Origin of the sequence: Sphingomonas sp. ASY06-1R, from assembly GCF_052180265.1 — a bacterium.
Classification (GTDB): Bacteria; Pseudomonadota; Alphaproteobacteria; order Sphingomonadales; family Sphingomonadaceae; genus Sphingomonas_I.
Map to the genome: position 1 here is coordinate 1,991,718 of NZ_CP197464.1, position 19,676 is coordinate 2,011,393.

The 19,676-nt window shown below is 62.3% G+C and carries 20 protein-coding genes; 4 read left to right on the top strand and 16 right to left on the bottom strand.

Features of this window, described 5'->3' with window-relative positions; genetic code table 11:
- The first annotated feature begins 11 nt into the window (after positions 1 to 11).
- Positions 12 to 938 (top strand): XdhC family protein, encoded by a 927-nt coding sequence (locus tag ACSBM8_RS09650; RefSeq protein ID WP_442681404.1) that lies wholly within the window; start codon positions 12 to 14, stop codon positions 936 to 938.
- Positions 939 to 956: 18 nt separating this feature from the next.
- On the opposite strand, the gene rpmE is transcribed toward ACSBM8_RS09650, so the two are convergent.
- The 14 genes from rpmE to ACSBM8_RS09720 form a co-directional block, all read right to left on the bottom strand.
- Positions 957 to 1,187 carry a 50S ribosomal protein L31 gene (gene rpmE, locus ACSBM8_RS09655; RefSeq protein WP_442681405.1) on the bottom strand — a complete coding sequence of 77 codons (231 nt, stop codon included), beginning with the start codon at positions 1,185 to 1,187 and terminating at the stop codon, positions 957 to 959.
- Positions 1,188 to 1,268: 81 nt separating this feature from the next.
- Complete coding sequence (gene fabZ / locus ACSBM8_RS09660) at positions 1,269 to 1,739, bottom strand: 3-hydroxyacyl-ACP dehydratase FabZ (RefSeq protein WP_442681406.1); 471 nt, start codon at positions 1,737 to 1,739, stop codon at positions 1,269 to 1,271.
- Positions 1,740 to 2,327 (bottom strand): OmpH family outer membrane protein, encoded by a 588-nt coding sequence (locus tag ACSBM8_RS09665; protein ID WP_442681407.1) that lies wholly within the window; start codon positions 2,325 to 2,327, stop codon positions 1,740 to 1,742. It lies immediately after the preceding gene.
- Complete coding sequence (gene bamA, locus ACSBM8_RS09670; RefSeq protein WP_442681545.1) at positions 2,327 to 5,008, bottom strand: outer membrane protein assembly factor BamA; 2,682 nt, start codon at positions 5,006 to 5,008, stop codon at positions 2,327 to 2,329. The genes ACSBM8_RS09665 and bamA overlap by 1 nt, the downstream gene beginning before the upstream one ends.
- A gap of 88 nt (positions 5,009 to 5,096) precedes the next feature.
- Positions 5,097 to 6,230, bottom strand: a complete 1,134-nt coding sequence (gene rseP / locus ACSBM8_RS09675; RefSeq protein WP_442681408.1) for an RIP metalloprotease RseP — start codon at positions 6,228 to 6,230, stop codon at positions 5,097 to 5,099.
- Positions 6,227 to 7,387, bottom strand: coding sequence for a 1-deoxy-D-xylulose-5-phosphate reductoisomerase (locus ACSBM8_RS09680; RefSeq protein ID WP_442681409.1), 1,161 nt, complete (start codon positions 7,385 to 7,387; stop codon positions 6,227 to 6,229). The genes rseP and ACSBM8_RS09680 overlap by 4 nt, the downstream gene beginning before the upstream one ends.
- Entirely contained in the window at positions 7,387 to 8,169 is a 783-nt protein-coding gene (locus ACSBM8_RS09685) for a phosphatidate cytidylyltransferase (RefSeq protein ID WP_442681410.1), read from the bottom strand. Before ACSBM8_RS09685 ends, ACSBM8_RS09680 begins: the two co-directional genes overlap by 1 nt.
- On the bottom strand, positions 8,156 to 8,899 hold the full coding sequence (locus ACSBM8_RS09690) for an isoprenyl transferase (protein WP_442681411.1): 744 nt from the start codon (positions 8,897 to 8,899) through the stop codon (positions 8,156 to 8,158). Before ACSBM8_RS09690 ends, ACSBM8_RS09685 begins: the two co-directional genes overlap by 14 nt.
- Positions 8,896 to 9,453: a ribosome recycling factor gene (gene frr / locus ACSBM8_RS09695; RefSeq protein ID WP_442681412.1), complete on the bottom strand. Its 558-nt coding sequence runs from the start codon at positions 9,451 to 9,453 to the stop codon at positions 8,896 to 8,898. The genes ACSBM8_RS09690 and frr overlap by 4 nt, the downstream gene beginning before the upstream one ends.
- A 2-nt stretch (positions 9,454 to 9,455) precedes the next feature.
- Complete coding sequence (gene pyrH, locus ACSBM8_RS09700; protein WP_442681413.1) at positions 9,456 to 10,181, bottom strand: UMP kinase; 726 nt, start codon at positions 10,179 to 10,181, stop codon at positions 9,456 to 9,458.
- Positions 10,182 to 10,278: 97 nt separating this feature from the next.
- Positions 10,279 to 11,202, bottom strand: a complete 924-nt coding sequence (tsf, locus tag ACSBM8_RS09705) for a translation elongation factor Ts (RefSeq protein WP_442681414.1) — start codon at positions 11,200 to 11,202, stop codon at positions 10,279 to 10,281.
- 119 nt (positions 11,203 to 11,321) lie between these two features.
- The gene (gene rpsB / locus ACSBM8_RS09710; protein ID WP_442681415.1) at positions 11,322 to 12,074 is read right to left on the bottom strand and encodes a 30S ribosomal protein S2; all 753 of its coding nucleotides are present in this window, start codon (positions 12,072 to 12,074) and stop codon (positions 11,322 to 11,324) included.
- Between the two features lie 513 nt (positions 12,075 to 12,587).
- The gene (locus tag ACSBM8_RS09715; protein WP_442681546.1) at positions 12,588 to 13,331 is read right to left on the bottom strand and encodes a CDP-alcohol phosphatidyltransferase family protein; all 744 of its coding nucleotides are present in this window, start codon (positions 13,329 to 13,331) and stop codon (positions 12,588 to 12,590) included.
- A 58-nt stretch (positions 13,332 to 13,389) separates the two neighbouring features.
- A complete protein-coding gene (locus tag ACSBM8_RS09720) occupies positions 13,390 to 14,124 on the bottom strand; it encodes a phosphatidylserine decarboxylase (protein WP_442681416.1) in 735 nt (244 codons plus the stop codon).
- Positions 14,125 to 14,223: 99 nt separating this feature from the next.
- Between ACSBM8_RS09720 and ACSBM8_RS09725 the strand changes: the two genes are divergently transcribed.
- Both ACSBM8_RS09725 and ACSBM8_RS09730 read left to right on the top strand, forming a co-directional pair.
- The gene (locus ACSBM8_RS09725; protein WP_442681417.1) at positions 14,224 to 15,444 is read left to right on the top strand and encodes an NADP-dependent isocitrate dehydrogenase; all 1,221 of its coding nucleotides are present in this window, start codon (positions 14,224 to 14,226) and stop codon (positions 15,442 to 15,444) included.
- A 252-nt stretch (positions 15,445 to 15,696) separates the two neighbouring features.
- Positions 15,697 to 17,466 (top strand): cation:proton antiporter domain-containing protein, encoded by a 1,770-nt coding sequence (locus tag ACSBM8_RS09730; RefSeq protein ID WP_442681418.1) that lies wholly within the window; start codon positions 15,697 to 15,699, stop codon positions 17,464 to 17,466.
- 1 nt (position 17,467) lies between these two features.
- Here ACSBM8_RS09730 and ACSBM8_RS09735 read toward each other — a convergent pair whose 3' ends face one another.
- Both ACSBM8_RS09735 and ACSBM8_RS09740 read right to left on the bottom strand, forming a co-directional pair.
- A complete protein-coding gene (locus ACSBM8_RS09735) occupies positions 17,468 to 17,989 on the bottom strand; it encodes a carboxymuconolactone decarboxylase family protein (RefSeq protein ID WP_442681419.1) in 522 nt (173 codons plus the stop codon).
- Between the two features lie 75 nt (positions 17,990 to 18,064).
- The gene (locus tag ACSBM8_RS09740; protein WP_442681420.1) at positions 18,065 to 18,607 is read right to left on the bottom strand and encodes a peroxiredoxin; all 543 of its coding nucleotides are present in this window, start codon (positions 18,605 to 18,607) and stop codon (positions 18,065 to 18,067) included.
- A gap of 103 nt (positions 18,608 to 18,710) precedes the next feature.
- Between ACSBM8_RS09740 and ACSBM8_RS09745 the strand changes: the two genes are divergently transcribed.
- The gene (locus tag ACSBM8_RS09745) at positions 18,711 to 19,619 is read left to right on the top strand and encodes a hydrogen peroxide-inducible genes activator (protein ID WP_442681421.1); all 909 of its coding nucleotides are present in this window, start codon (positions 18,711 to 18,713) and stop codon (positions 19,617 to 19,619) included.
- Positions 19,620 to 19,676: the final 57 nt, after the last annotated feature.

Consider the following 19,676-nt stretch of genomic DNA (forward strand, 5'->3'; position numbering starts at 1 on the left):
AAAGGACGCGCATGACCCAATCGAATGAGCTTGATCGCCTGATTGCCGCGGCGCGAAGCTGGGCGCCGGCACGGATGGCGCTGGCTACGGTGATCGCGACCTGGGGCTCGGCGCCACGCCCGCGCGGCAGCCACATGCTCGTTCACGAAGATGGGCGGTTTGAAGGTTCCGTTTCAGGCGGATGTGTCGAAGGTGCGGTGTTGCAGGCCGCGGCCGAAACGATCCTCGATCGGCAAACCCGCCATCTGGAATATGGCGTTGCGGACGACAGTGCATGGGCGGTCGGCTTGCCGTGCGGTGGACAGATCGAAGTATTGGTGCAGCCGCTCGGTGAGGACGGTTTTCACACGGAGCTTATCGAGGTGATAGCAGAAGCGCGCGCTGCCGGCAGGACGCTGCCGCTTACAACGGAGCTCGCAAGCGGCGACACACGGGTTGGCGATGAGCCGGGCGCAGGTCGCTTCGTCAATCGCTATGCCCCACCCCGCCGCCTGCTGATCGTCGGCGCGGTGCAGATTGCCCAATCCCTGGCATCATTCGCGCGCGGTCTGGATGTCGTTCCCACTCTGATCGATCCACGCGGTCGGTTCCTGACAGAGGAACGCTTCCCGGAGACCGCGCTGGATGATCGTTGGCCGGATGAGGCCATAGCGGCACTGAATCCCGATGACGCGACCGCGATCATCACGCTCAGCCACGATCCCAAGATTGATGATCCGGCTTTGATGGCCGCTCTGCGCTCACCGGCAGGCTATATCGCGGCGCTGGGCTCGCGGCGCAGCCACGCGAAGCGCATTGAACGGCTGAGCGCTGCCGGTTTCGCCGAAGCCGATCTGCAGCGGATTGATGCCCCCGCGGGCTTGGCGATCGGGGCGCAGGGGCCAGCCGAAATCGCATTATCGATCGCGGCCGGAATGATCCAGGCGTTCCGGCGTTAGCCGGAACGCCTGTGTCGATTACTTCTTGCCGAGCGAAAGGCCGCCGAAGCGCTTGTTGAAGCGCGCAACCTGACCGCCCTGATCCAGCATATGCTGCTTACCGCCGGTCCAGGCCGGGTGCACGGTCGGATCAATATCGAGCTGGATCGTGTCGCCTTCCTTGCCCCAGGTGGAGCGGGTTTCGAACACGGTGCCGTCGGTCATCTGGACCTTGATGGCATGATAATCGGGATGGATATTCTTCTTCATATGACAAATTCCTGAAATGGCTGGTTTCCGACCAGCCGGAGGAAGCGCGCCCTTAACGGGTATGCACGGAAAATGGAAGGCTTAAGCCGCCTTCGGCGGATCGGCGATCATGGCGGTGAAATTCGCCTGCGCGACCACCTTACCCTCGATAAGGGCCCGGCCGGCGAATTTGCAGACCGTCGCCCGCTTCTGGACGAATTCAACCTCCAGCCGTAGCAAGACGCCGGGTTCCACCGGAGCCCGGAACTTCGCTTCATCGATCGCCATGAAATAGACGAGCTTCCCGGATCCCGCGAGGCCCAGGCTTTCAACGGCAAGAACGCCTGCGGCCTGCGCGAGCGCCTCGACGATCAGAACGCCCGGCATGATCGGGCGGCCTGGAAAGTGGCCCTGGAAAAAGCCCTCGTTGATCGTGACCGCCTTGATCGCCGCGATGCGCTGGTCGATGACCAGCTCCTCGACGCGATCAACCAGCAGCATGGGATAACGGTGCGGCAGTGCCGCCATGACACGCCCGATATCGAGCGGGCCGAGCACTGCCGCGTCCGTCATTTAGCGGCCGCCGCCTGCCGCCGGCGCTGCTTGCTGCTGCGGCAGCGCGATGCTGGGGTTCGGGAAAGACGCATCCAGGCGCTGGATCACTAGCGCGGTCACGTCGCCCGACGGATCAGCCGCAAGCACCGAACCCTTGGGGACGACCACGTCCGCCTTGCGCTCAACCCGGATCTGCTCGGCGATCGGGCCGACCTTGTCGACGATCTGCGACTGGACGTAGCGGCCAACCGTCTGAACTTCCTGGTCCAGTTGGTTCAGCGCTTCCTGGGCGGCCTGCGCCCGCTCACCGGCCTGATTGGCGGCAGTCACAGCGGCCTGTGCCGGCTGAACGCCTGGCTTGGCGGCTGCACGGATCGCATTGACCTGCGTCTGGTAGCTCTGGGCGGCGGTGGTGAACGCCGTGTTCCGCTGCTGCAGCTGCGTGTCATACTTCGCGTGAAGCTGCGTGTTACCGCTCTTCGCCGCGGCGGAATCACTGAACACGCGGCCGAAATCAACCGTCAGCACGGTGCCTGCGGCAAACGCAGGGGCGGAAGCGGCGGCGAGCAACGCGGCGGCCGCTGACAGCTTGAGCAAGGTCTTCATCAGAATTGGGTTCCTACGTTGAAAGTAAACAACTTGGTATCGTCGCCCTTACGCTTGACCAGGGCCTTGGCCACATCGATTCGGAACGGGCCAAAGGGCGAGTTCCAGTTCACACCGATACCCACCGATACGCGGGGCTTCCATGTGTCGCCAAGGAACAATTCCTTGAACGCGGAAGTTCTGCTGCCGTTGGGGGTAAGACCGGCTGGGCACGCTGCGCCTGGCGCTACGGTTTGGGAAGGCAGCGTGATCGTATCGGTTGAATTCGCATCGATACACGTACGCTGATTATTCGCATCCAGTTGTTCACGGAACTGCCCCGTGGGACCGGTATCGATCAGATTTGGCTTGGTAACACCGAATACCGATCCGATGTTCGCAAAGATGGACGGCCGGATGCCAAGTTCCTTGACGGCATTGCCCATCGGCAGCTGCGCCTCGAGCCTGCCGAAATAATATGCCCGTCCGCCCAGCGCATCATCTTGAACCGAGTTGCGAGCCGTGTTGAGCGTGCCGTCGCTGTTATAGGGTGCGCGGATGACGCGCGGCCCCAGTCCGCGAATGTCAAAGCCGGCAAATTCCGGCTGGCCGAGATAGAAGCGATCCGTCAGGCGGATCTTGTCGACGCCGAGCGCTTTACGACCCTCGAGCGAATAGACATAGCCGGCTTCGGCATTGGCCGAGACGGTGAAGCCAATGATATTCCAATATTTATGCCCTTCGGCCTTGGTGCGAATGTAGCGCACGCTACCGCCAAGCCCCGCCAGATCCTGGCTGATAAAGAAACGCTGACCCGATGTCGGGTGGACGCGATCGTTCAAGTTGTCGAACACAAGGCTATAACCGAGCGAAGAGGTCAGCCGCTTGCCGACGGCGTCGCACAGATAGCGTCCCGCGAGGAAAGGATCGCACTGCAAAGGAGAGTTCGGATCCAACGTCCCGCTAGCGCTGTAGCGCGAATAGAAGGTCGATTTATCGAGCGACACGTCGTCATTGCTCAGACCATAGCGCAGCGCGACCGTCCAGAATTCGGTCAGCGGCACGCCGGCGCGCACCTGGAAGCCGAGCGTTGACTCGTTATAGGTCGTGTTACGATCATTCTGATTATAACTGAACGAGTTATAATCGCGTCGGAAGATGTCGACGCCCAGTGCAATATTGTGATCGAACAGATAAGGCTCGGTAAAGCCCAGATTTACCGACTTCGAATAGATCGAATAGTCGACACCGGCGCGGACTTCCTGACCTTTGCCCATCAGGTTGGACTGCGCGATCTGCGCGCTCACGATGAACTTTTCCAGGCTCGAATAACCGGCCGAAACCTGCAGCGAACCGGTCGATTTCTCTTCCAAGTTCGTTTCCAGCACGACGCGATCGGGCGCGCTGCCCTGCTTCTGCTCGATCTCCATCTTATCCTGGAAAAAGCCCAGGCTCTGAATACGGTCACGCGACCGCTTCACGCGGAAGCCGTTAAACGCATCGCCTTCCGCCAAGCGGAATTCGCGCCGAACCACCTTGTCGCGGGTGATCGTGTTACCGTTGATGTTGACTGCTTCCACATAGACACGCGGCGCATCCGCGAGCTGGAATGTGATCGTCATCGTCTTCGCGTCTTTGTCGCGATCGAACTTGGGGCTGACGTCCGCGAACGCATAGCCCAGAATGCCGGCAGTCTCGGTCAGTCCATCAACCGTATCTTCAACGGTCTTGGCGTTGTACCATTGGCCGGCTTTGATCTTGACCAGATATTGCAAGGCTTCGGGCCGCAGATCGCGGATCGCGCTTTCCACCTTGGGCGCGCCGAATTTGTATCGATCGCCCTCGTCCACCACATAGGTGATGATGAAGTCGCGTTTGTCCGGGGTCAGCTCGGCGACCGCCGACACGACGTGGAAGTCGGCATAACCCTGCGTCAGGTAGAATTGGCGCATCTTCTGCTGGTCATAGGCCAGACGATCGGGATCGTAGCTCGTGCCGCTCGAGAAGATATGAAGCAAGCTCGCGGTCTTCGTGGCCATCTCGGCACGCAGACGGCTATCCTTGAAATGCTCGTTGCCGATGATGTTGATGCTGCGAACGCGCGATTTCGCGCCCTCATGGATCTCGAACACCACATCGACGCGATTCTGGTCGAGTAGCACCATCTTCGGTTCGACCGTTGCCGCATAGCGGCCCTGGCGCTTGTACAGTTCGATGATGCGCGCCACGTCGGCGCGGGCTTTGGAACGCGTGAAGATCTGGCGTGGCGCCAGCTTGATCTCCGGCCGGATCTTGTCTTCCTTGATCCGCTTGTTACCCTCCAGCACGATCCGGTTGATGACCGGATTTTCCCGCACCTGCAGGACGATATTGCCCGTATCCGCCCCGGCGATGGTCACGTCGGCGAACAATTCCGACGCGTAAAGGTCCTTCAGCGCCTGATCCAGCGTCTCGCGCGTGAACGGGTCACCCGGACGCAGCTTGACGTAGGAACGAACCGTGTCCGCCTCCAGCCGCTGATTACCCGTAACGTTGATCGAATGGATAATACCGGAGCCAGGCTGCGGAGTCGTCGCGGCTGGCGCGGCAGCCTCAGGAGCGACAGCGGGCGCCTGCGCAAACGCTGGCACGCCCGCCAGCATCGTGCCAATCAGCAATACGCTTGCCAGCCGGCCAGATGTACGTCGCCCGTCGCTGGTCATGAATTCCGTCACGCAACCCCGCCCTTCAACCAAGATGTGCTTTGAGCCAGGGCCCTCGGCCGGCGTTTCTCGCCCTGCCCTATCCCCGTCAGCCGATCAAGCCGGCAAGCTTCCGCCAGAGGCCGAAGGAGCCGAGATCGTTGATGGTAACGAACAGCATGAACCCGAGCAATAAAGCAAGCCCCGAACGAAACGCCCACTCCTGCGTCTGCGCCGGCAAGGGCCGGCGACGGACGCCTTCGATGAGATAAAAGAGGAGATGCCCGCCATCGAGGAGAGGGATTGGCAGAAGATTGATGAAGCCGAGATTAATCGAAATCAGCGCCATGAAACGGATGAAGGGCAGCCAGCCGAATGTCGCGACCTGGCCCGAAAATTGCGCGATCTTCAGCGGGCCGCCGAGTTCCTTGGCGGAACGCTCGCCACCAACGATCTGTCCGATCACATCCGCCATCGTTTGCAGGATGTTGCCGGTCTCGCGGAACGAGGCGGCCAGCGTGCCGGCGACCCCCTCCCGTTTTTGCACAGACCGGCCCGAAGCCACGCCCAGCAAACCGACATCGCCCTCATTTCCGGCCCCGTCGGAGAAGTGTTTGCGTTGCGGCTTCACGGGGATCGTAAGCAGGCGGCCATCACGCTGCACTTCCAACGCGAGGCGCTGGCCGGGCCGCAAGGCGATCATCTGCGCCATATCTTCAAAGTTCGAAACGGGTCGGCCGGCGACGCTGAGGATATGATCCCCTGGCCGCAGCCCGGCCGCCGCCGCGGCCGTACCTGGCACCACCTGAGCGATGGTAGCGGGCGTCTGGGGAACCCCGGTAACGCCGAAATATAATGTGAAGATCGCGATCGCAGCGACAAAGTTGGTCAGTGGGCCGGCTAGTACCACCAGGAAACGCTGCCACACCGGCTTGGCCTGTAAGGTCTGTGCCCGCTGCTCCGGTGGCAGCGCCAACCAGGCCGGATCCGGCGTGCTCGCCGGCCCCATGTCGCCGGCGAATTTGACATAGCCGCCGATCGGCAGTGCTGACACCTTCCAACGGGTACCGCGCTTGTCGGTCCAACCGAACAACTCGCGACCCATTCCGATCGAGAACATCTCCGCCTTCACGCCGAAGACGCGCCCCGCCAGATAATGCCCCAGCTCATGTACGAAAATGAGGGGGCCGATCGCGGCGATGAAGCACAGGATGGTTATCGCTAGCGTCAGCAAGTGGCTCATGCGGCCTTTCGTTCCAAAGCGTCTTCCGTGACGCGCCGTGCTTCTGCATCGATCAGAAGAGCCTCGTCGATTGTCGCAGGGGCGGTCGGCGCATAGCGCGCCAGAACTGTCTCGACGATGAAGGCGATGTCTAAAAAGCCAATCCGCCCCGCAAGGAAAGCCGCGACCGCAACCTCGTTGGACGCGTTGAGCACGCCAGGACGGGCACCGCCTTCACGCAACGCCTGGAAAGCGAGCGCGAGTGCGGGAAAGCGCACCAGATCCGGCTCTTCGAAATCGAGCCTTCCGACCTGTGCCAAATCCAACGGCGTGCACGGTGTCGCCATGCGTTCCGGCCAGGCAAGCGTATAGGCGATCGGCGTGCGCATATCCGCCGGGCCCAGCTGCGCCAGGACCGAACCGTCATAATATTCCACCAGTGAATGCACCACCGACTGGGGATGGACCAGCACCGACAGCCGCTCATGGCCGACCGGGAACAGATGATAGGCCTCGATCAGCTCGAGCCCCTTATTCATCAGCGTGGCCGAATCTACCGATATCTTGGCGCCCATCGACCAATTCGGGTGCTTTACGGCCTGGGCTGGCGTCATGCGCGCCATCTCTTCGCGCGTGCAGCTACGAAACGGGCCGCCGCTGGCGGTCAGGATCACCCGGCGCACGCGTGCAGGATCGTCATGCGGGAAGCATTGGAATACCGCATTATGCTCCGAATCAACCGGCAGCAGCGTCGCGCCGGCCTCACGCGCGGCCTGCATCATCAGGCCGCCGGCCAGGACCAGCGACTCCTTGTTGGCCAGCGCTACCGTCTGTCCCCGGCGCAGGGCTGCCATCACCGGGCTGAGCCCCGCCGTCCCCACGATCGCGCCCATCGTCCAGTCCGCGGGCAATTCGGCCGCCTCGATGATCGCGCCCTCCCCCGCCGCAGCCTCGACGCCGCTATCGGCCAGCGCCTCTTTCAGCGCCCCATATAAGCCGGCATCGCCGATCACGGCCCGTTGCGCGCGCGTCCGTCGGGCCGCCGCCGCCAGCCCGTCCACATCGCGCTGCGCGGTCAAGGCCACCACGTCAAAGCGGTCGCTTTCGCGCTCGATCAGGTCGAGCGTGGATCGCCCGATCGAGCCGGTCGCACCCAGGATGGTGATGGTCCGCGCCATCACATATTGCCGTTCGCGACGAGCGCAGCGACCAGGATTACGACCGGCAACATACCGTCGACCCGATCCAGCAGGCCACCATGGCCGGGCAGGACTTTACCCGAATCCTTCACGCCGGCGCGACGCTTCATCGCGCTTTCCCAGAGGTCGCCAAGCTGCGCGACCACCGCCAGAGGGGCACCCAGCCATAAAGCGGGCGACGGAAGTCGGCCGAAGCCGGCGATGGCACCACCCACAATAGCGGCAGCGATCATACCTCCAGCCAGGCCGGCCCACGTCTTGTTCGGGCTGATCGACGGCGCAAGCTTGGCACCGCCGATGCGCCGGCCCGCAAAATAGGCTCCGATATCGGTCGCCCACACGATCGCGAGCGCCCAAAGGCTCAGCAAGAAGCCATTATCCTGCGCCCGGAGGTAGAGGATCGCGATGGCGGCCGTACCGATATAGACGCAGCCGACGGCGACGCCGCTGGCACGCGGCAATAACGCCAGCAACAAACCGGCGATGCCCAGCAGTGCGACGGTGGATCGATCGACGCCCCACATGATCGGCAAAGCGTAGACCAGGCCAACGACCAGGATCCCCAGCGCAAGGGCAAGCCGGATGCGGCTCGCCTTCACCAGTCCGCCCCACTCGACCAGCGCAATCACCGCCCCGGCCGCCAGCATTGCCCAAAGCGGATAGCCGCCCAGCGCGAGGACCGTGATGGCCACCGCCGCCAATATTCCACCGATCACAGCACGCAGGCGGAGATCGGAGGATCGGCCGTCAGCGTCCGCCATAACGCCGCTCCCGCCGTGCGAACGCGGCGATAGCGCTTTCAAGGGCTGCCTGGTCGAAATCAGGCCACAACGTGTCCACGAACAGCAATTCGGCATAAGCGGATTGCCACAGCAGGAAATTCGAAAGCCGCTCTTCGCCCGATGTGCGGATGACGAGGTCCAAAGGCGGCAGACCCGCCGTATCGAGCCGCTGCTCGATCGTTGTTGCCGTAATGGCCGCCGGATCGATGCGGCCAGCCTGCGCGTCCGCTGCAATCGCACGGACCGCTCGCGCGAGCTCGTCCTGGCTGCCATAATTGAGCGCCAGTGCGACGGTGAGCCCGCTATTGCCCGCCAGGCGCGATCGGGCGGATTCAAGATCCGCCACGATGTCCGGTTCGAATGCCCGCCAGTCGCCGATCAACTCCAGACGGACATTGTTTCGATCGAGCTCGGCGACTTCCCGGCGCAGGTAAAAGCGCAGCAAGCCCATGAGATCGGCGATCTCGCTAGCGGGGCGGCGCCAATTCTCGGACGAAAATGCGTAGAGGGTAAGGGCCTCGACACCTAGCTCGCCCGCCGCCCTGATCGTCTTGCGGACGGCTTCCATTCCGGCGCGGTGGCCTGCGATACGCGGCAGCAATCTGCGCTTCGCCCAACGCCCATTGCCATCCATGATGATCGCCACGTGGCGCAGGGCAGCCGCGCCGCCCCCGCCTGCCGGCAATGGCGAGGCCGACGCCGGGCTCACTTGCCCAGGATTTCCTTTTCCTTGGAGCCGGCCGCCACGTCGATGTCCGCTACCGTCGCATCCGTCAGCTTCTGGACGTCGCCCTCGGCGCGCTTACGCTCGTCCTCGCTGATATCGCCCTTCTTTTCGTCGGTCTTCAAATTGTCCATGCCGTCGCGCCGCACGTTGCGAACCGCGATACGCGCCTTCTCGGCATATTGGTTCGCAAGCTTGGCCAACTCCTTGCGACGCTCCTCGGTCAAATCCGGGATCGGAATACGAAGATTCTGTCCGTCCACGATCGGGTTGAGCCCCAGGCCCGCCGATCGGATCGCCTTGTCGACGGGGCCGACATTGGATTTATCCCACACCTGCACGGCCAACATGCGCGGCTCGGGGGTTGTCACCGTACCCAGCTGGTTCAGAGGCATATGGCTGCCATACACTTCGACCGTCACCGGATCGAGCAAGCTGGTCGACGCGCGCCCGGTGCGCAGCCCCTGCAGATCGTGCTTCAGCGATTCGACGGCACCGTTCATGCGGCGCTCGAGATCGGCCTTGTCATAAGCGGCCATGTTTACTCCCCTGAATTACGAACGATCGTGGCGGTGCCGCTACCTGCAAGCACGTGGGCCAGATTGCCCTGCTCACGAATGTTGAACACAACGATCGGAATAGCATTGTCGCGGCATAACGCCACAGCGCTGGCATCCATCACTCTCAGGTTATCCGACAGCACCTTATCGAACGTCACCGTTTCGTAACGCTTGGCGGTCGGGACTTTCTTTGGATCCGCGTCGTAGACGCCGTCGACCGAAGTGCCCTTGAACAAGGCATCGCACTTCATTTCGGCCGCGCGCAGGGCAGCACCTGTGTCCGTGGTGAAAAAGGGGCTGCCTACGCCTGCGGCGAAAATGACGACCCGCCCCTTTTCCAGGTGGCGTTCGGCGCGCCGGCGAATGAACGGTTCGCATACCGATGCCATCGGAATGGCGGATTGAACGCGCGTCTCGACGCCAATCTGCTCAAGCGCATTCTGCACCGCGAGCGCGTTCATGACTGTCGCGAGCATGCCCATATAATCGGCGGTCGCCCGTTCAATTCCCTTGGCGGCGGCCGACAAGCCGCGGAAAATATTGCCGCCGCCAACGACGATGCAAAGTTCGAAACCGGCCTCCCGTGCGGCGGCGATCTCCCCTGCCACACGCGATGTCATGGCAGGGTCAATGGCAAGACCGCCATCCCCCATCAGCACCTCACCCGAAAGCTTGAGGAGGATGCGTTTAAACGGCGGCTGCGACATGCGCTTACGAGATCCGATCTACATGGAAACGGCGCACACCTTTAAAGGCGCGCGCCGCTCCTGAAAACCCTCCCGAAGAGAAGGGCGGTTAAGTGGTTCAAATACCCGCAGCTGCAGCCACTTCGGCGGCAAAATCGCTGGCTTCCTTCTCGATGCCTTCACCGAGCTGGAAGCGGACATAGTCGGTCAGCGCGATCGATCCGCCGGCATCCTTCGCCGCCTGCTGAATCACGTCGGCAATCTTGGTCTTGTTATCCATGACGAACAGCTGGGAGGTCAGCGCATTTTCCTTGCGGAACTTGGCGATCGCACCCTCCACCATCTTTTCGATGATGTTCTGCGGCTTGCCCGAACCCGCGGCCTTTTCCATCGCAATGGCACGCTCGCGCTCGACCAGCGCCTCGTCGAGACCCTCTTCGTGCAGCGCCAGCGGGCTGGCAGCCGCGATGTGCATCGCAAGCTGCTTGCCGAGTGCCTCGATCTTGTCGACCGGCGCCGAACCTTCGAGTGCGACCAGCACGCCGATCTTGCCGATGCCGGTACCGGCTGCATTGTGGATGTAGGATACGACCGCGCCTTCGTTGACCGAAAGCACACGTGCGCGCCGCAGCTGCTGATTCTCACCGATAGTCGCGATGTTCGCCGTCAGCTTCTCCTGAACGGTACCACCGCCCGGATAGGCCGCATTGGCCAAGGCGTCGATATTGTCGCCAGTCGTGAGCGCCAGCTGCGAAACCGTGCGAACAAAGTCCTGAAACTGCTCGTTCTTCGCGACGAAATCGGTCTCGGAATTCACCTCGACCGCCGCGCCCTTCTTGCCTTCGACGGCGACGCCGACAAGACCTTCAGCAGCGGTACGGCCGGACTTCTTGGCAGCGGTCGCGAGACCCTTAGTGCGCAACCAATCGATCGCGGCTTCCATGTCGCCACCATTCTCGGTCAGCGCCTTCTTGCAATCCATCATGCCGGCGCCCGAGCGCTCGCGCAGGTCCTTCACGGCAGCAGCGGTAATCTCCGCCATAAAAAATTCCTTTCACATACAGAGCGTCGCCCCGGCGGAGGCCGGAGCCGCTGCAGATTTGCGGAGGTCGCGATGGCCCCCAGCGGCCCCGGCCTTACGCCGGGGCGACGTATTAAATGTTACGCCAGTGCTTCTTCAGCCGGCGGAGCCTCGGCGGCGCCGAAGTCCTCACCCGAAGCAACGCGGCCCTGCGTGTTGCCGCGGGTGGCGGCTTCCGCAATGGCATCGCAATACAGGCGGATCGCACGCGATGCGTCGTCATTCGCCGGAATCGGGAAAGCGATGCCGTCGGGGCTGACGTTCGAATCGAGGATCGCGACGACCGGAATACCGAGCGTATTGGCTTCCTTGATCGCCAGCTCTTCCTTGTTGGCATCGATCACGAACATCACGTCCGGAATGCCGCCCATGTCGCGGATGCCGCCAAGGCTCTGCTCAAGCTTGTCGCGCTCGCGCGTGAGCTGCAGCACTTCCTTCTTGGTGAGACCGTGCGTGTCGCCCGAAAGCTGCTCTTCCAGGCTCTTGAAACGCTTGATCGAGCCCGAGATCGTCTTCCAGTTGGTGAGCATGCCGCCCAGCCAGCGATGGTTGACGAAATGCTGGCCGGACTGACGCGCGGCTTCGGCGATCGGCTCCTGCGCCTGGCGCTTGGTGCCGACGAACAGCACCTTGCCACCCGAAGCGACGGTCGAGCTGATGAAATCGAGCGCGCGTGCAAACAGCGGAACCGTCTGCGACAGGTCGATGATGTGAACGCCGTTGCGATCACCAAAGATGTAAGGCTTCATCTTCGGATTCCAGCGATGCGTCTGGTGACCGAAATGTGCACCTGCGTCGAGCAGCTGCTGCATGGAAACGGCACGTGCCGCCATGGTAATTCTCCTAACCCGGTTGAACCTCTGCAGGGCAGGAACCGCAGCAAAACCGCAGCACCGGTATGGAAGCCCCACATGTGGAATGCCGCGCAATTAGAATGCAGGATGGCAAAAAGCAAGTCTTTCGCGCGCTGCCACGCTCCCTGCCAGCCGCGCAAACGGCGCTACCATATCGGCCGCGCTTCCCAAGCCGTCATCAATGCTCTCAACGCTTGCCGCCATTTGACAAACGAACAAAACAAGAACATAGGGAACGTGTTGGCGACAAACCTGTTACCGCCCCATCGCTTGGGACGCGGGACCAAGCCGGAGATTGTTCGATGCTTCAAAGTGTTGCGACGCTGAGTTCAGTTCTGATCATGTCAGCTATGGTCGCCGTCATCGTTGCGATGCTCGCGGACGATTGGTTCGCCATCACGTCGGCGTTGGGCGTCAAACAAGCCTCGACGCCCGCCCCGCTCCCCGCCGCTGCCCGCGCGTCCGGCCACCGTCGCGCACGGGTCGTTCGGATCAGATCGCAGTCTGCTCCGCTGCGCGCCGCCGCTTGACCCGCGCATAGCTGCGTATGCCGAATGGTATGGCGGCGGCATAGAAGATCACCAAGATCGCGAGCGTTGCCCATGGTGCGGTGGCCATCGCCCCACCGATCAAGGTGATCAGCACCAGGGCTGGTAGACGAAACTCGCGGCGCAGGCGGAACGAGCTCCAGCCATAGGTTGCAAGATCCGATATCATCAGGAATGCGACCAGCAATGTCCAAGGGGCGACGACATAGGTTCGCGCAAAAACATCTTGTATCTGCGGCAGATCGGCATCGCCCAAAGCAAGCCATGCGATCACGGGAAGCAGGGCCATCCCCGCACCCGCCGGGGCGGGCACGCCCGTCAGGAAACCTGCCGACTTATGCGGCTGCCATTTGGTGTCAATCTGCGAATTGAAGCGTGCGAGCCGAAGCGCACAACATACCGCATGGGCCAGAGCGACCACCCAGCCATATTTCGGAATATATTGCAGCGTCCAAAGATAGAGGATGATCGCCGGCGAAACCCCGAAGGCGATGACGTCCGACAGCGAATCCAGTTCGGCGCCGAAGCGGCTCTCAGCCTTCAGCAGACGCGCCACCCGGCCATCCAGCCCGTCCAGCACGCCCGCCACGGCGATGGACGCCACCGCCTTTTCCCATTCACCCGCAATGGCGAAACGAATGCCCGTCAGCCCGAAGCATAAGGCAAGAGCCGTTACCGCATTGGGCATTACCGCCCTCAGCGGAATGCCGCGCCGCGTTCCGCGGGGCTCGATCAAGCGCCGCGCCTCACTGCGCCACGCCGGTCACGCGTTCGGTGTCCCCGATGCGCGCAAGAATGGTTTCCCCTGCGATCGAGCGCTGACCCAGCGTCACTTTCGGGGCGGTTCCGGCCGGCAGATAGACGTCGACCCGGCTTCCGAACCGAATCAGGCCAACGCGTTGGCCGGCCGCGACCATGTCGCCCGATTTGACGAACGGCACGATCCGACGCGCGACCAAACCGGCAATCTGGGTGAAACCGATCAGCGTGCCGTCCGAACCGACCATCAGGAAATGCTGTCGCTCATTTTCCTCGCTGGCCTTGTCCAGGCTGGCGTTGAGAAATTTGCCGGCAATGTACACGACGCGCGCGATCGTCCCGGCGATTGGCGCCCGGTTGATATGCACATCGAACACACTCATGAAGATCGAAACGCGCATGCACGGCCCGGGCGGCAAACCGCCGTCTCCACCGAGTTCGACCGGCGGTTCAACCTGCTGGATCATCGTCACCAGGCCGTCTGCCGGTGCCACGATCACACCCGTTCCTTGGGGCACACTGCGGATCGGATCCCGGAAAAATGCCAGGACCCAGATCGTGATGCCGACCATCGGCCACGCCAAGATCGGCGCATGCACCAGGAACAATGCGGCCGTGATGATCGCGGCGATCACCGCAAATTTGCGGCCTTCGGGATGGACGGAAGGCCAGCGCCATTGGGCGCTGGGCGTCGTATCGGGCCGTGTTTCAAGCGAGCTCATGGCTACGCGTTCTAGGCGTCACCTTTCGCCCTGACAATCTTGTGCGCATCCCGCCCCCGCCCTAGGAGGCCCGCAAACCTCTATTACGGGAACAGCTTTATGGCGAAGATCAAGGTTAAAACCCCCGTCGTCGAGATCGACGGCGATGAGATGACGCGGATCATCTGGGAATGGATCCGCGAGCGCTTGATCAAGCCCTACCTCGATATCGATCTGGAATATTATGATCTCAGCATCGAAAATCGCGATGCAACCAACGATCAGGTCACGATCGACAGCGCACATGCCATCCAGAAATATGGCGTTGGCGTAAAATGCGCGACGATCACGCCGGACGAACAGCGGGTTGAGGAATTCAGCCTCAAGAAGATGTGGAAGTCGCCCAACGGGACGATCCGCAACATTCTGGGCGGGGTGGTTTTCCGTGAGCCTATCGTCATCCAGAACGTGCCCCGCCTGATCCCGGGTTGGACCAAGCCGATCGTTGTCGGCCGCCATGCGTTCGGCGATCAGTATAAGGCAACCGACTTCCGCGTGCCCGGCAAGGGCAAGCTGATGATGAAGTGGCAGGGTGAAGACGGCCAGGTCATCGAGGAAGAGGTGTTCGATTTTCCCGCCGCCGGTGTCGCGATGGGCATGTACAATCTCGACGAATCGATCCGCGACTTTGCGCGTGCCAGCATGAATTATGGCCTGGGCCGCCGCTGGCCGGTCTATCTGTCGACCAAGAACACGATCCTCAAGGCGTATGACGGCCGCTTCAAGGACATCTTTGCGGAGGTTTTTGAAAGCGAATTCAAGGATGCGTTCAAGGACGCTGGGATTGTGTACGAACATCGCCTGATCGATGACATGGTCGCGAGCGCGCTGAAATGGCATGGTGAATTCGTATGGGCCTGCAAGAATTATGACGGCGACGTGCAGTCCGATCAGGTCGCGCAGGGCTTCGGCTCGCTCGGTCTCATGACGTCGGTTCTGATGACCCCGGACGGCAAGACGATCGAAGCCGAGGCCGCGCACGGCACGGTCACCCGCCATTTCCGCCAGCACCAGCAGGGCAAGGCGACGTCGACCAACCCGATCGCATCCATCTTCGCCTGGACCGGCGGCCTCAAGTTCCGCGGCAAGTTTGACGACACACCCGACGTGACGCGCTTTGCCGAAGAGCTTGAAAAGGTCTGTGTCGAGACCGTCGAGAGCGGTGCCATGACCAAGGATCTGGCGCTTCTCGTCGGTCCCGATCAGGCATGGATGACGACCGAGCAATTCTTCGAGGCGGTTCGCGTCAACCTCGAGAATAAGATGGCCACCTGGGCCTGAGCGTAGGGCAATAGCTTACCGGCTGGAGCCGCCGCCTTCTCCCTCACGGTGGAGCGCGGCGGCTTCGGCCGGCTGACCAGATGCGTGAAATCGCGATCCGCACCTGGCAGGTGAGCACGGCTATGCGCGACAAATAGGCCCCATCATCCCGGCCGCGAGTTCCGCCGCCCACACCTTGATCGCGCAGTCGGTCCATATAGAAGCTGCCGCTCCGCCCTAGCCTTCCGGGCCAAAGCAGGCAAAGATCGCGCCATGACTCTGCCAATCGATTCAGCGGGATTCAGTGACGCGCTCGTCATCTTGGGCGCGGCCGGCATCGTCATTCCGGCATTTGCGCGGTTCAGGATAAACCCCGTCATCGGCTTTATCCTTGTGGGCATTGCCGTGGGCCCGGCCGGGCTGGGCCGATTTGTTCCGGATGCGCCCTGGCTCTTCTATGCCACGATCAGCGATCCTCATGCGATCGAGCCCTTTGCGGAGCTCGGCATCGTCATGCTGCTCTTTTCGATCGGACTTGAACTTTCGTTCCGAAGACTTTGGAAAATGCGCAAAGAAGTGTTCGGTCTGGGCGCGGCTGAATTGATCGGTTGCGCCGTGTTGCTGGCACTCGGCTTCCTTGCGTTCGGTCAGGGTCTGATCACCGCTTTCGGGCTAGGCGTTGCGTTGGCCTTATCCTCGACCGCGCTGGTACTTCCCATTGCCGGGACGAGCGGCCCGGTCGGGCAGCGTGCCTTCGCCATGCTCCTGTTCGAAGATCTGGCGCTCGTGCCGATCATCTTCGCGCTCGGGGCGCTCGCTCCCCATGGCGGCAGTGCCTGGCCGGAGCTCTTACGCACCCTGCTGATCGGCGGCGGCACGATCGCAGCGATGCTCCTGCTCGGCCGCATCGCCCTGCCCCGCTTGTTCGCACAGGCGGCCCGGACCAAGAGTCCTGAATTGTTCCTGGCGGTCAGCCTGCTGGTCGTCATCCTTGCCAGCGTAGCCACTGCCGCCGCCGGTCTGTCCCCTATCGTTGGCGCGCTGATCGCCGGCATCCTGATTGCCGAGACCGACTATCACGAGGAGGTCGAAGGGATAACCGCGCCGTTCAAAGGCCTGGCGCTCGGCATCTTTCTGTTAAGCGTGGGCATGTCGCTGGACCTTTCGGTGGTGGCGGATCGCTGGGTCGAGCTGCTGCTGGCTCTGATCGGCGTGGTCGCGGTGAAGGCCTTGGTGACAGGGCTGTTGCTGCGGGTGGGCGGCGCGCGACGCGGCGTCAGTCTGGAAACCGGTCTGCTGATGGCCGCCCCGGCGGAAACGACCCTGATCGTCCTGGGCACGGCGGCGGCGGGGGGACTGGTCGGCCCGCAAACCGCTACTTTCTGGGAGATTGTGACGGCGCTGGGGCTGACGATCACGCCCATGCTCGCGCAGGCGGGCCGCGCTTTGTCAAAACGGGTCGAGCGGCGCAGCAATGAGGAGCCGCTCCCGGCTATCGATGAAGGTCAGCCGCGTGTCCTGATCATCGGCTTCGGCCGGGTCGGCCGGCTGGTGGCGCAGATGCTGGACGCGCACAAACGGGCATATCTCGCGATCGACGCCGACGCCGATCTCGTCGCCTCCGCGCGCGAGCGCGGCTACCACGCCTCTTTCGGCGACATCGTCCGTCCTGGCATGATCGATCGGTTGGGCGTCGCCAAGGCAAGCGCCATCGTGCTGACAATGGATGATCCGGTGCAGGTGATCCGTCTTACCAAGCTGCTCCGCACGCAATTTCCGAATTTGACCATCGTCGCCCGCGCACGGGATCCGAAGCAGGCCGCCCAGCTCTATCGTGCGGGCGCCACCGACGCGGTTCCGGAAACCGTCGAATCGTCGCTGCAATTATCCGAAGCGGTGCTTGTCGATCTGGGACTGGCAATGGGGCCGGTAATCGCCTCCATTCACGACAAGCGGGCGCAGCTGCGCGCGAAGATCATGGAAATGGCGGACATGTCGCGCGAGCCGCCGCTGAGACGACGGCAGCTCGCGCCAGACACATAGGTTAAACGCGCGTCGCGTGCACGGTGGCTGCGGCGGTCATGACCGATCCGATCCGGGCCGCGGCCTGGATGATGTCCGCCGAAACACCATGGCTCTTCAGCACCTTTTCATGGCTGTCGATGCACATGCCACAGCCATTCTGGGCCGACACGGCCAGGCTGAACAATTCGAAATCGGCCTTGTCGATGCCGGGATTGCCGATCACGTTCATCCGCAGCTTTGCCGGCAGCGTTGCATATTCCTTGTTCGAAGCCAGATGCGTGAAACGGTAATAGACGTTGTTCATCGCCATGATCGCCGCCGCGGCACGGGCTGCATTGGCCGCCTCGGGCGAAAGCTTCGGCGCACATTCCGCCTCAGCCGCATCGACGAGCGGCTTGTAACCGGAGCCGTGCGCGGTGGTAAGCAACAGGCCATATTTGCGCTGATCGCCCAGCGTCTGATCGCCGGCCAGCGAGTTGAGGTTCAGGCGGATGTCCTTGGCATAATCGGGCAAGGCCTCCGCAAATTCACGAAGTGACATGATATTCTCCTGTTGCGGGCATGAAAAAGGCGCGAGCGGCGGTAGCCACCCGCGCCCCTTCATCATTCTTGGTAATTAGGCGGCGGGCTTCAGCACTTCTTCGCCCTGCTGCCAGTTGCACGGGCAGAGTTCGTCGGTCTGCAGCGCGTCGAGCACGCGGATCGCTTCGGCCGGGTTACGGCCCTGGTTGAGACCGTTGACGGTCACGTGCTGGATGACATTGTGCGGATCGACGATGAACGTCGCACGATAGGCAACGCCCTCTTCCTGCGCGACGATGCCGAGTGCGTTCGCCAGTTCCTTCTTGTTGTCCGCGATCCACGGAAAGTCGCAATTGGCTAGCCGCTCGTCGGACTTGCGCCATGCGAAGTGGACGAAATCGGTATCGGTCGACGCGCCGATCAGCACGGCATCGCGATCCGCCAGATCGTTCTTCAGCTCGCCATATCCGATAATCTCGGTCGGGCAGATGAACGTGAAATCCTTCGGCCAGAAGAACACGACCTTCCACTTGCCGCCGGTTTCGCCCGTATCGATCGTTTCACCATTCGGAAGCGCGGACACACCCTCCTGAACGGGCAGCTTCAGGGCAGGAAATTTGTCGCCGACAGTCAGCATTTATATTCTCCGGGTTGGATGGGAAACGCAGGGTGCATGTGGGCATCTGGCATTCGCTTAGCCAATTGATTATTTAGCCGGTATTGATCGATTGGAGCGATAAATGGCGGTCTATCTCCCCACTCTCAAACAGTTGCAATATCTGGTCGCGTTGCGGGACACCGGCCATTTCGGCCGCGCCGCCGAAGCCTGTTTCGTGACCCAGTCCACGCTGTCCGCCGGACTGCGCGAACTCGAGTCGCTTTTAGGCGTGATGCTGGTCGAACGCACGCGGCGGGTGGTTCGCTTCACCCCACTGGGTCTTCGTATCGCCGACAAGGGCGAACGGGTGCTGCGGGAGGCGGAGGAGCTTTCGGCGCTGGCCCGGGCCGCCAGCAAGCCGCTGGCCGGCGAATTGCGGATGGGGGTGATCCCCACGATCGCGCCCTTCCTGCTGCCGCGCATCATGGGCAAGCTGCGCGACCAATGGCCTGAACTGAAACTTTATCTCCGTGAGGAGCCTTCGGCCGCGGCGTGCGAATCGCTCCACCGCGGCCATGTCGATTGCGTGCTGCTGGCCCTTCCTTATGCCTGCGGCGATATCGACTACGCCGATTTGTTCGAGGATCGGCTGTTCGTCGCCTATCCGGGAGCCGACGGGGCCAACCTTCCGGCGCTGATGCGGGCTGACGCGATCGACGAAAGCCGCCTGCTGCTGCTGGAGGATGGCCATTGCCTGAAGGATCATGCGCTGGCCGCATGCAACCGCCCGGAATTGCGGGCCGGCGCCGCGATGATGGGCACGTCGCTCCACACGCTGGTGCAGATGGTGGACAATGGCTTGGGCGTGACCATGTTGCCGGAGATGGCGCTGGACGCGGGCATCCTCGACCACACCGGGGTCGTCGCTCGCCCGCTGGATGCGGACCACCCTTCCCGTCGCATTGCGCTCGTCTGGCGCAAGGGTTCGCCGCGCGATAAGGAATTCCGTCTGTTCGCCGAGGCCTTGCAAGCCGCGCATCAGGCCGCATGAACCGCCTGGCTGCCGCCACCAGGGCTTTCACCGTGCGCGGGCTGAGCGATATGTTCT